This window comes from Metabacillus sp. Hm71, assembly GCF_051842955.2.
GTDB lineage: Bacteria > Bacillota > Bacilli > Bacillales > Bacillaceae > Metabacillus.
On sequence record NZ_CM200278.1, the window covers coordinates 4,529,167 to 4,541,589 of the forward strand.

At 37.0% G+C, this 12,423-nt stretch carries 8 protein-coding genes; 1 reads left to right on the plus strand and 7 read right to left on the minus strand.

Annotated features, from left to right (window positions below; genetic code table 11):
• Nucleotides 1-174 precede the first annotated feature (174 nt).
• From ACSVDH_RS22425 to ACSVDH_RS22435, 3 genes are all read right to left on the minus strand, one after another.
• Entirely contained in the window at nucleotides 175-1,698 is a 1,524-nt protein-coding gene (locus tag ACSVDH_RS22425) for an extracellular solute-binding protein (RefSeq protein WP_439251803.1), read from the minus strand.
• 94 nt (nucleotides 1,699-1,792) lie between these two features.
• Nucleotides 1,793-2,440 (minus strand): YesL family protein, encoded by a 648-nt coding sequence (locus tag ACSVDH_RS22430; RefSeq protein ID WP_439251802.1) that lies wholly within the window; start codon nucleotides 2,438-2,440, stop codon nucleotides 1,793-1,795.
• Between the two features lie 58 nt (nucleotides 2,441-2,498).
• Entirely contained in the window at nucleotides 2,499-3,356 is an 858-nt protein-coding gene (locus tag ACSVDH_RS22435) for an ABC transporter permease (RefSeq protein ID WP_299093645.1), read from the minus strand.
• 458 nt (nucleotides 3,357-3,814) lie between these two features.
• Between ACSVDH_RS22435 and ACSVDH_RS22440 the strand changes: the two genes are divergently transcribed.
• Nucleotides 3,815-4,687: a carbohydrate ABC transporter permease gene (locus ACSVDH_RS22440; protein WP_439251801.1), complete on the plus strand. Its 873-nt coding sequence runs from the start codon at nucleotides 3,815-3,817 to the stop codon at nucleotides 4,685-4,687.
• A 353-nt stretch (nucleotides 4,688-5,040) separates the two neighbouring features.
• On the opposite strand, the gene ACSVDH_RS22445 is transcribed toward ACSVDH_RS22440, so the two are convergent.
• From ACSVDH_RS22445 to ACSVDH_RS22460, 4 genes are all read right to left on the minus strand, one after another.
• Nucleotides 5,041-7,308 (minus strand): helix-turn-helix domain-containing protein, encoded by a 2,268-nt coding sequence (locus ACSVDH_RS22445; RefSeq protein ID WP_439251800.1) that lies wholly within the window; start codon nucleotides 7,306-7,308, stop codon nucleotides 5,041-5,043.
• Between the two features lie 211 nt (nucleotides 7,309-7,519).
• Complete coding sequence (locus tag ACSVDH_RS22450) at nucleotides 7,520-9,814, minus strand: Ig-like domain-containing protein (protein WP_439251799.1); 2,295 nt, start codon at nucleotides 9,812-9,814, stop codon at nucleotides 7,520-7,522.
• Between the two features lie 355 nt (nucleotides 9,815-10,169).
• Nucleotides 10,170-11,117, minus strand: a complete 948-nt coding sequence (gene trhO / locus ACSVDH_RS22455) for an oxygen-dependent tRNA uridine(34) hydroxylase TrhO (RefSeq protein ID WP_439251798.1) — start codon at nucleotides 11,115-11,117, stop codon at nucleotides 10,170-10,172.
• Between the two features lie 336 nt (nucleotides 11,118-11,453).
• Nucleotides 11,454-12,365 (minus strand): endonuclease I family protein, encoded by a 912-nt coding sequence (locus ACSVDH_RS22460; RefSeq protein ID WP_439251797.1) that lies wholly within the window; start codon nucleotides 12,363-12,365, stop codon nucleotides 11,454-11,456.
• Nucleotides 12,366-12,423 lie beyond the last annotated feature (58 nt).

Here is a 12,423-nt window from a genome sequence, read left to right on the forward strand (position 1 = left end):
CCAAAGGAATTGACGTAGTAAGTCGGCTATCTCCCACTGATGGTTAGCGATACTTATCGGATCTTTACGGGCAGTTATCCTGCTCTTATCTTCTTAAATACACTCGAATCTTGAAGAGGGTTTTACTGCCCGTTAAGATTGGGATAAAGAAGAAAGGACCTTCGGTTCGTTCCGTTAATTTTGCGCTTTCTTATACGCCTCTTCATATTCCTTCGTCATCGCATCGCCGCCGGAATTTTTCCACTTCTCTACTTCTGCATCAAAGCCTTTTTCATCAATTTCTCCCATGATGTATTTGATTGTGGCATCAATGATAATTTTTTGTAACTCGGTTCCTCTTTCATTTGCTGTTTGTGAATCAAGTGGAATAGTAGGATCTAGATCCGCAAATTCAGCATTTTCTTTGATTAATTCATTGACTAGTTGTTTAGAAGGGTCAGAATCTTTTAAGGAATGGGTAATTTCACTTGGTCTTGAGCTGGAAAATGGCTGGACGTCTTTTTGCCATAAATCATCATCCAAGATTTTAAAAGCACCGTTTTCATCGAGTTCATAATGTGTACCTTCAATACCGCCTGTCATGAGCATAAAGACTTCCTCATCGATTAAATCATTGACAAATTGCAGCAAGCGTTTCAATTCAGCCTCGGTTTTAACCTCTGATTTAGGGAAGGCCATCAAGCCGCCAACACCGCTATTTTCAGACCAAATATGGTATTTGCCATCAGGGCTTTTGATTTTGTTAACCGGCACGATTTCCATTTCGTCTTGAACTCCCTGTGCCATCGTTTTTAAGTTTTTAATATCAACCAGCCCTGTATAGATCCCTGTTTTTCCTTGAGCAAATTTTTGTTGTTGATCTGTTTTAGCTGTTACGGCAAAATCCTGATCTAAGTAACCATTTTCGTATAATTTTCTTGAAAAGTTCATCGTATCTTTATACGCTTGAGTCGTAAACTCTGGAGTAAACTTACCATTTTCATCAACTGCCCAGCCATTCGGCGTTCCAAAGTAAGAGCTTAACGTTTTGAAGCTGCTGTATCTTAAATCACTTCGATCACCAAATCCAACTGTGTCATCTTTTCCATTTCCATCTGGATCATCTTCTGTAAACGCTCTCGCTACTTCGTATAATTCATCTAACGTGGTTGGTACTTTTAGTCCTAAATTATCTAACCAATCCTTGCGAATCAATAGTCCGGAACGTGCTATATCTTTTTGAAACGGAACACCATATAATTTTCCATCAATGGATGCAGATGTGCGAATATCTTCGGAAATTAATTTTAAATTATCATAATCATCCAAATACTTTTCTACATCCCAAAACATCCCGGATTTTAAGGATTGTCTAACAGAGGAGTTTGTCAACATCGTTAAGGAAACCATATCTGATAATTCACCAGACGCAAGGGCGGCTGTTATTCTCTCTTCCTTTGAAGCATCTGGAACCCAATTAAATTGAATGGTGGCATTCGTTGCTTCTTCAATTTCTTTTAACACAACATCAGTTGGCGGCGAAGCAGTGTGCAGGATGGCTGTCCAATTTACTTCAACTTTTGATTCTGGATTATATACTTCGGAATTTCCACTTGCTTGTTCATTTTGATTAGAACAAGCTGCAAGGAGAAGCTGTGATGCGACTAACACATTTACCGCTGCTAATTTTGCAAATTTCTTTTTCTTTATCTTTTTCATATCAATCATTTTCCCCTTTCATTACGCCTTAGTTTTTATATATGCTTCCTCATACTCCTTTGGTATGATATCCCCTCGAAACATCGTCGGTTTCTCATTTCCACCCCCTTAAACTTGTGCTAGATCGATTCTCACTTTCCAGATGCCCTGCCTGGGTTTCAATCTTCATAAAAACTTGATTTGTCATCCACATAATGGCGTAACTCCCAATACTAAATCCAATGAAGATAAAAGCTGCAGGATGCATAAAGAGAATCAAATAGATCAGCGCTAATACAACAAACAGAATCAATGTATACTGTAAATATGATATCCCAAATATGACAGAGCACTTCATCTTAAGAACAGTGCTTTTCCAGTCATAGTGGGCCATAATCGGAAAAACGTAACAAAGTGAAACGATATAGACAAAACTCACAAAGATTACTAATGCTCGCAAGTAAAAGGACTGTACGTATAAAAGGTCAACATATAAAATCCAGCCGATGACAAGATAAATCATGCCTGTAGCAGATGCTTCCTTAAAGCTAGAGCGATACGCTTGCCAGAATGTCGAAAAAATAGGGATATCGCTATTTCCTCTAATCCACTGCCTGATCACTGTAAAGAGTGCTAATGTCGAAGGGCCGATTCCGGCAAAAACCAACCCTATCAACGTGAAAGCAATCCATAGAAAATTAAGATAGACCAGCTGTAAAAGACGGATACATAGTTCATTTAGCCGCTCAGCCATTTTATCCATTACGCCATCTCCTTTCGATGATCATTTGATAACGCTGCCAATCTGCCAATTACTTGTTTTAGTAAAGCCCGTCTTCGCCAAATTTCTTCGCTAATTTATTTGCTCCAATCACCAGAATTAATCCAACAATGCCTTTAAATAAACCAACCGCTGTACTATAGCTTAATTGACCATTTTTCAATCCCGCTGTATAGACATAGGTATCGAAAATTTCCATTGCTTCCCGGTTAAGTGAATTTAGTAGAAGGTATACATGTTCAAACCCTAAATCCAATGTTTGGCCAATTTTTAAGATTAATAGAATAATAATAACCGGACGGATAGCCGGCAAGGTAACATGCCAGATTTGTCGAAGACGATTTGCCCCATCCATTTTTGCTGCTTCATATAATTGTGGATCAACAGCTGTTACTGCTGCCAAGTAAATGATGGTAGACCAGCCCATTTCTTTCCAGATAATCTGCAGGATGTAAATCGCTCGAGTCCAAGCACCATCGGTTAAGAAATCCATCTTTTCGCCACCGGCTTTTGCAATTAATTCATTTACAACTCCGCCATCAACTGTTAGGAAGACGTAAGAAATTGATACAATAATAACCCATGACATAAAATGGGGAATATAAATAACGGTTTGGATCGTGCTTTTAAATATTTTCCCTCTTACTTCATTTAACATTAACGCTAATACGATTGGAATTGGGAAAAAAATGAATAAATTTAACGCAAACAAAAACAAGGTATTAGTTAATAGCATAAAAAATGTTGGCTCTGTGAATAAACGAATAAAATGTTTCATTCCTGCCCATGGACTACCAAGAACTCCTAAAAATGGCTGATAATCCTGGAAGGCAATGATCAGTCCCCCCATTGGTACATATTTAAAAATAATAAAGTACAAGAGGCCTGGCAAGATCATAAAATATAAGTATTTATTTCGGCCAATGCTTGCGATATTCTTTTTTCTTGTTTCCAGTTTGATTGCTTTCCTATCAAGTACAGGCTGTTGGCCATGTTGATCTTTTATAGGAATTATTGTCTCTCTCATACGCAAACCCTCCTTCAATTTTGTCAGCTATGAATGTTTCGTATAGTTCAAAAGTAAAGGATTGTCTGGCATTCCGTCTACAATCATTCTGTCAGAAACAGGCATTTCATCGCTGTGGTAAGCGTTTTCTTGGTGCGATCTGTTATTATGATCACTTTTTATCTTTAATGATTACTTGAAGAAATTTCGTTATGTTTTCCTTGATTATTTTTCGATTTCATAATCATTGCCTTTCTAGAACTAATGAAGAAATGATTATAGACGTACTTATTTTTCCATTGCTATAGTAAAGCTAGAAATATTAGAAAAATAGATATGGAGGGATCAATTTGAAGTATGAAAATTCATTAGGCAATCGTATCTTTAACTTTTTTAACTATACGATCCTGCTATTAATCGGGTTAGCTTGCTTTCTCCCATTTGTTAACGTCATTGCCAGTTCTTTTGCAACAACGCAGGAGGTTGTTGAGAAAACGTTCATCCTTTTCCCAACAACCTTTACATTAGATGCTTATCACTATATTTTTTCTACACCGACGATTTTTAAGAGCTTTGCCGTTTCAATAGGAGTTACCGGTGTTGGGACATTCGTCAGCATGATTTTAACCGCTTTCATGGCTTATGGCTTATCCAGAAAATATTTATATGGAAGAAAGGCCATCAATTTTGTTGTCGTCTTTACTATGCTGTTTAGCGGGGGAATGATTCCTACTTACCTTGTCGTTAGAAATCTGGGGTTGATTGATTCCTACTGGGCGTTAATTCTTCCTGTGGCAATTAGTGCGTTTAACTTAATTATCATGAGAAACTTTTTTCAAGCCATTCCTGATAGTCTGGAGGAATCTGCAAAGGTTGATGGATATAACGATATTATGATTTTCTTTAAGATAATCCTGCCATTATCCCTTCCATCGATCGCAACGATTTCATTATTTTACGCAGTTGCCTATTGGAATGAATATACGAATGCGATTCTATACTTAAATGATTCCGGAAAATGGCCAATTCAAGTCTTACTTCGCCAGATTGTTATCGTATCTAGCGGCATGCAAGCCGATAATTCTGCTGTAGATATTGTTCCGCCTGCCCAAACAATCAAAATGGCTGTAATAGCAGTTGCGACGATTCCAATGCTGATCGTCTATCCATTCCTGCAGAAGTATTTTGTAAAGGGAGCCTTTGTAGGGTCTGTGAAAGCTTAATAAGAAAAGCGCAAGGCGCCCGCCTATCGGCGACAAGCATAAGTCAAATAGGAATAGAAGGTGTTCTTCACCTTCAATTCCTATTTGACTAGACCCTAGAGCCGATGGCGCCTGGAGCTAGACACTAAAACTAAGTTTAAATTTATACTTTCTTTACTTTTAACAAAAGCGGAAGCGCCTTGATCAGCCTAGGTCAAATAAGGCGATTTAGAATAGAAGGCGTTCTTTGCCTTCAATTCTAAATCGCCTTATGGGGCTAGGCGCTGGATGCCGAAGTGCTTAGCTAAATTATAGGAATTTTATCATTTCCAAAACTCAAAAAAGTTGAGCAGGAGATTTTCCTGTTCAACCTTTTAAAAGGATAATGTCTCACCCCGATGCAAATCCCGGTATTTCCCTGGTGTAGTTCCTTCAAATTTACGGAAGGATCGGATAAAATTTTGCGAATTTTTATATTGCAGTTTTTCCGATATCTCTTTCACTGACATATTTGTTTCCTTCAACCATTTCTTTGCCATATCGTATCGATAGAGAGCAAGGTATTCGCTAAAAGATTGTTTGAATTCCTTTTTAAAGATGCTGCTTAAATAATTTTTATTATAATGAAGGCGTGCTGCGATACTTTCTAATGATAGCTCTGTATCAAATTCATTTTGAATAATATGAACAATTTTATCAGAAATGGTTTTATATTGAGAATCAGTACGCTCCGTAATTGCATTGATCATCGGATAAACAATTTTATGTTTGACAAACATTTCAATTTCTTCAGATGTTTTCATTTCAGAAATCGCATTATATAGTGTTTTATGATCTTCTATCATGAATGTATCCATCCCCACAATATGCATGAAGCTAATTAAATCATTTAAAAACCGCATAATATTAACTTCCAATTCATGAGGATTTGTATTGTTTTTAAACAAATCTGCCAGCAATAGATGCAAGGTTTCCTTTGCTTTCCCGCTTTCCCCTAATTTAATCGCATCAAATAATTGATTTTCCAGGATTTTAGGAAAATAAGTTTTGATCTGATTATTTTTAAAAATCGCTGAAACACTTTCATAAAAAATAATCGATTCCTTTCCTACTTTTAAGCGATATTTCAACGCTTCAATCCCTTGTCCAAGCGCTAATTTACTATCTGCCAGATTTTTAAATGGACTGCTTATTCCAATACTAATTGTCAAATTAAAAATTTCCTTTACTGCTTTCTGTATCTTTTCAGCATACTGGTTAATGATCAAAATGTGTTGGTCTGTATCTGAATCTTGGCAAATAAAAATCGTTGCCTGGGTCTGCGAATCAATTACCGAAGGAGTTAATTGCTCTTCTTTATGAATAATTTCAGACACGATCTGGTTAATAGAAAACAAAAGCACGTCTTTATCTTTACGCGTAAAGTTATTGTTTTCTAATTGATCAAATTGAATGGCTAGTACATATAGGTACTGCCATTTTTGAGGATACTTAAAGTCCTGCAATTGCTCGTTAATTTCTTGCTCATTCATACGCCCATGAAACAGATTTAACATAAACAACGTCTTCAATTGTTCATATTGACTTGTGACAATATGTTCGAGTGATTGGTTTTTATTCATAACTTCACGAATCGATTTGCCAATCAGTTCAAATTCATCCTTATACTCATTCCGTTGCATTTTCGGAATGAATTTCTGCAGCTCACGAATTGGTTTCGAAAAATAATCTGAACTGACATAGGCAATAATTATGGTCACGATTAACATAAAAATACTCATTAGTACTGAGCCAATAATCGTTGGTTTCATCGCTTCGGAAAACTCTGAATCATTTATTTTCGTTAAGTAAATCCATCCATTATATCCAGATTTTGCAAAGGCTACTTTATATTGCTCCTGTCCTTGTATGTCGACTGGTATAACACTTGTCTGTCCTTGATGATCGTTTGTTAGGTCAGTAATGATTTTTTGATTGATCGCCTTTGCTTCTGAATCACTTTGATAGATAAGTGTTCCATCTTGACTATAAATATAAATTGGACTAGATTCTGCTTGTTTATAAAGGAGACTTGTTAATGCCTTTAATGGGATATGAACAATGAGAACCCCATTCTTAGTTGACGAATAATAGGGGGTTTGTTTCACAAGCTTAATCTCATTTTTCACCTTCTCTTCCTTTAACCATGTGGAAGGGTGCTGGAGAGACAAGTAGTGTGATGTGATGTATTCCTTCTCCGACTTAGTAAGTACCTTTAATCCGTTTTGGTTGATGACCCAATTCCCTTTTAAGCTCACTAAATCGATTGTTGTTTGACTAGGTCCAAAGGAAGAGATATAGTTTAGTTGTTTATCAATGGATTGATACGTGTCAAAATTTTTGACCGTTAACGTCTCGTTAATATACCTTCTGAATCCAGAATCATGGACATAGGAATTAAGAGCATAATCTAATGTTTGTAATTTCTGCTCAAATGCATTCATTGTTTGAACAACATTTTCCTGCTTTTCTAAGGTGATTTTTTCTTCAAATGAAGATTTTGTAAAAAGATAAGCAAAACCATTAAATAAGATCATGGCAAGAGTTCCTACTAAAACAAAAGGTAAAAAAATACGATAAAAATACTTTGGTTTATGTTTCATTGCTAATCAACCCTTCCCATCCCCTATTAAAACGCTTACATCTAAAATATTATATGACTCTCTTATTTTACCTGTCAATATACGACAAACGTACCCATTATATTTCCCAGACAATATTGTCTTTTAAAATGATGAAGAAACTCTACTAAAAAGAGAAGCGAACGCTCCTGCGAATGCTCCTCTTTATTATAATGGTAAGCTCACTTCACTCTTACTTGCGTATATCTCCTATTAAAGAAATGGCAGAGAAAACTGCTGTATTATAATGATTAATGGCGCTTGTATTTTTAGCAGCATCTACAGCAAAACCAATGTATACCTTTTCTCCCATCTTAATTTCTTTGCTTCCAACCTCAATCCAATTTTCACCGTCTTCAGAGGCATATCCAGTTAGAACATCTCCTTTTCTCGTGATTTTCAACCAGTAAGGAAGTGTTGTTCCCTTTAAGGAAGGGATACCTATTTCCTCTGGACGATCATGTTCACCTGGGGCTAAAATAGCCTCTCCCTCTTTCGTACGTGTTGAAAAATGGACAGAATATGGTGTATCTTGTTTATCGGCTTTTACAACAGAAGAACTAATAATCACTGTTGCGGCATCCTTTTCAAGACTTTCGCGAATCATTAATCCTGAAATGGCATTATTATCAACTCTTGTTAAGGAATCAATTCTTGCAATTAGTTCTGCATCTCCCTTCACCTCTTTGAAAGCAAAGTGGAAAGCATCAGCCTTTTGATCAATACGTCCTGAGCCTTTGATCGTAAGCCCATCTGTTGTTTTTGTCGTGTTCCCTTTAATTGGGACATTTCCAATATCTTTGGCTTTCCAATCACCAGTTTGTTTGAATGTGTTAACATGGATCGGCATGGAAGTCGTTTGAGCAGCATTTCCATGTTTATCAATCGCTTTGGCGGAAATAAACCAAGTACCATCAGGCACATTCTCCCATTTAAAAGCAAAATTCCCCGCAGTAGACTCGCCAATTTTTACATCATTCCGGTAATATTCTACCTTCACAATACTTTGTTTCTCCTCTAGTTTCACGTTCAGTTTAATCGTTGAACCCGCTTTATACACTGCGTTTAATTTAGGTGAGAGCAGCTCTACCCCTGGATTAACAGGTTCATAATCCACATTTACAAGAGAATGCAGATATACTTCCAAATTTGAGTACCCTGATGCAGTAATCTCTTTTCCATCCTCTTTATCATATGGGTTTAATCCGTTTGCTTCCTCCCACTTATCTGGGATTCCATCATGATCTGTATCAACTGGCGCCTTAGCAGATGTTAATTCAGGATATCCCCCAGCTTCCCATTCATTATTAATGAATCTGCCAGTTCCATTTCTAACATCACTTACAATCCGAGCATCAACAGCATCTCTGCGCGGATAGGTGGCACCTGATTTTTTCAACACTTCTTCATAGGCCTGTTCTGCAGGTTTTATGTTTAGCAAGTTGTGGCCAAGCACATCATATGGTGTATCGCCAAAAAACGTCCCCGTCTTTATGTCTTCAATTCCTAACGTATTATCTTCTGTCACAGCTTTATTGCCATACATATAATTGCCCTTTATATAAAACCAGCTTAATTTGCCAGTTTGACCAGGGCTGACGATACGCTTCATGACCTTTTCATGTGTCGATGGACCAGGCTTGTAGTAATTATTAATGATATTATTTTCTTGGTCATTTCCACCATATGTTGAATTAAAGCCCCAATTATAGACCACATTGTTCACCATATCGGTACTCGATACAGGGTATAGTTTATTCCCTGTGTTGCCTAGTGCAGGAAGACGGCTAGTATGGCTGGCAATTAAATTATTAGCAAATGTCGCATTCTCACCGCCCCAAATTCCGCCATAACCATGTCTTCCCTTTGCATGTCCAGAAATATACAGGCTCTCACTAATAATACTCCACTGTAAGGTCGTATTTTCATTTCGATAAAAAGAGAGCGTCTCATCTACAGACCAGCTTGTAGAGATATGATCAATCATGGCATTTTTGACATCACGGCCGCCAAAAGCATCAGGCTCTGTTTCCAGATTGGCACTTCCTGGTCTAAATCTCATGTAACGAATGATAATGTTTTCAGATCCAGAGATATCAGTGCCAAAACCGGCAACAGTAATGCCATCACCAGGTGCCGTTTGCCCGGCTATTGTAAGATTCTTTTGTTCAATTTTTAATTGCTGCTTAAGATGGATCGTCCCTGATACTCTGAACACAATCGTTCGATTTCCTTGACTCACTGCATCTCTTAAGGATCCTTTTATTGGCGTTTCGGAAGCACCATAATCCTCCAAGGTTGTCACCTCATAGACGTCATAGCCGCGTCCTCCGCTTGTATACATTCCACCTCCTTCAGCACCAGGAAAGGCTAAGACTTTGTTGTCCCCTTCTGCAGCATCACCTTTTTGAGTAATGAAAGAAAACTCACCTAATCCAAAACATAAAATGACTGCGGTAAGAACTAGAAAAACCTTTTTCCAATCCAACGCCTCAACTCCTTAAAAGATTTATTATTTTTAATAGCGCTTACATTTTTGTGGACCTTTTTACAAAAATAAAGCGATATTTATTTTTCATTAAAGATCGGCCATTATAGAAAGAAAAAAGACGAGGAATATAATAGAATCTTAGCTTACAATGACATGTAACGGCTATAATCATAACGTTAGGAGAGGATAAACGCGGGCCTTTTCAACTGATATCTGAAGGAATGAGCAACTTCAAAACGAAATGATTATCTACAGAAGGAAAAGCAAAAGAAAAAAGAGCCCTATTTGTGGACTCTTTTTAACCAAATGTGAAGCAAGGATGATCATGTGAATCAATCTTATGGCTGATCAATTAAGCTAGTACTGAAAGTCTTTCCTTCACTTGTTCTTCTGTTAAACCATGTTCTGCTACATATCTGTTTCTTGGGTGAACCCGGCATTCATGGCTGCAAGCACGCATATATTTATGCTCATTTTCTTCTGAGCAGAGGATTTGTTTATTGCATTCAGGATTCGCACAATTTACATAACGTTCACAAGGCTCGTTTGTAAAGTAGTCCTTTCCAACAACGACAGGGTTTACCTGATTGACAGGTACACTTATTCTTTCGTCAAATACATAGCACTGTCCATCCCAAAGCTCACCCTGCACTTCCGGGTCTTTCCCATAGGTGACGATCCCGCCATGAAGCTGGGCAACATCTTCAAAGCCTTCTTTACGTAACCAACCGGAGAATTTTTCACAACGTACGCCGCCTGTACAGTATGTTAAAATCTTTTTCCCCTCAAATTGTTCACGGTTCTCACGAATCCAGTCAGGCAGATCTTTGAACGTTTTAATATCCGGCTTAATCGCATTGCGGAAATGCCCTAAATCATATTCATAATCATTTCTGGCATCAATAACCACAGTATCTTCCTGCTGCATTGCTTCATAAAATTCCTTTGGACTATAATATTTGCCCGTTAACTCAAGCGGGTTCACATCTTCTTCTAATCGAAGCGTAACAAGTTCTGGTCGATGGCGCACATGCATTTTTTTAAAGGCATGGCCATCTGCCGCATCTATTTTATAAACCATATCTTTAAAGCGCGGATCCTCTTTCATATATGCCATATATTGGTCCGTTTGCTCAACTGTACCAGATACAGTACCATTAATCCCTTCATGGGCAATTAAAATTCTGCCTTTCAAGCCAATGCTTTTACAAAATTCTAAATGCTGTTGTGTATATTCTTCAGGGTTTTCTATTGTTACATAGTGATAATATAATAAAACACGATATTCTTTATTCTCCATAAAAATTCCACCTTCTATATTTATATTTGCAAGATATAACGTACAGAGATGTTTACTTGCTTGTTACTTTTTTACGATAGGAGATCTTTTGTATAAAAAGTAACATCTAATTAAAACAAAAATATTAAATAAATGCAACCTTTTGGCACTGGTTTATGTAACCAATTAGGCAAACATTACTCATACTCGGATATAAAATACAGTTGCATATGTATTCAGCAGCCTAATTACCATTAATAAGTAATATAAAAAGAAGCTGTCTCAGGAAGGGTTAGCCCCCTCTTGAAACAACTTCTTTATTTCTTCCCCTAAAGGGGTTCATCACAATAAAACGAATTATCTTGTTAAACCTAAGGTAAACTCGATTTTTTCTGCGTATTGCGGGAAATCGATTAATGGATTTCTATTTTTTTGAATTTCATAAATTGCCATATTTCGGTGTTTTTCATAGATTGTGACCGGGTCATCTTGATGCCATTTCACCAGCATTTCGATGTCTTTATTGCGATATTGGCTAATTTCTCCTGGGTATCTTAATAGAAAATATAAGGTGGCACGGGCAACCTCGCCTTTGCCGCTTTCCGGCTCAAATTTATTTCCCTCATATTTTCCGCAATTTGTTTTAATCGCTCTTATTTGCATTTCCGGGTTATAATCAGTGAAGTCAAAGTAAGGTAAATTCGATCTTGTTGAATTGCATTTAATTTCACAGGTGAATAAATGATGCAAGTCGCCTCTCATTGGGTTATCCTTCTCAAACCATGATTGTGGAACGACATGCTCACAATTGTACATATTTTCACTTTCAATCAAGGCGATTTTTTCCAGAATCGTTTTGTCGTTCTCCGTTTTAACCATCATTAAATTTTGAAAAGCTTTATTTCTTTTCAGTTCTGCTTCATAATCCTCTTTGATCACTTGTTCAGGATCTTTCTTCTCACCTGAATAAATGCTCTTCAACTTTCCGTCTTCTTGAAGATCAACCCATGAATAAAGATGGTTTCTTGTCTCGGAATTATACGGAAGCTTATTTTCATGTGTATTGGTTACTAAACGATTTAATTGAGAATACAGATCCTCTGCCTGGAAATTAATGTCTTGGTAATACGTATTGATTGTATTCAAATCCTTCTCTTGATCATAATATTCCCGCTCATTCTTAATTCGCTCTCTATTTTGCTCCAATGTAATTAATGCCGCTTTTACATCTGAAGTTTCATTTATAGCTCCGATTCTACTCTTCTCCAACTCACTCACCTCTCTAGTTCATTATTGCTAAGGCGATGATTCACTTAATCTTACAAAA

What these genes read in the sequence shown, in the direction of transcription:
- ACSVDH_RS22425 (WP_439251803.1), bottom strand. Translation starts at nt 1,698, where the DNA reads ATGAAAAAGATAAAGAAAAAGAAATTTGCAAAATTAGCAGCGGTAAAT.
- ACSVDH_RS22430 (WP_439251802.1), bottom strand. Translation starts at nt 2,440, where the DNA reads ATGGATAAAATGGCTGAGCGGCTAAATGAACTATGTATCCGTCTTTTA.
- ACSVDH_RS22435 (WP_299093645.1), bottom strand. Translation starts at nt 3,356, where the DNA reads ATGATCTTGCCAGGCCTCTTGTACTTTATTATTTTTAAATATGTACCA.
- ACSVDH_RS22445 (WP_439251800.1), bottom strand. Translation starts at nt 7,308, where the DNA reads ATGAAACATAAACCAAAGTATTTTTATCGTATTTTTTTACCTTTTGTT.
- trhO (WP_439251798.1), bottom strand. Translation starts at nt 11,117, where the DNA reads ATGGAGAATAAAGAATATCGTGTTTTATTATATTATCACTATGTAACA.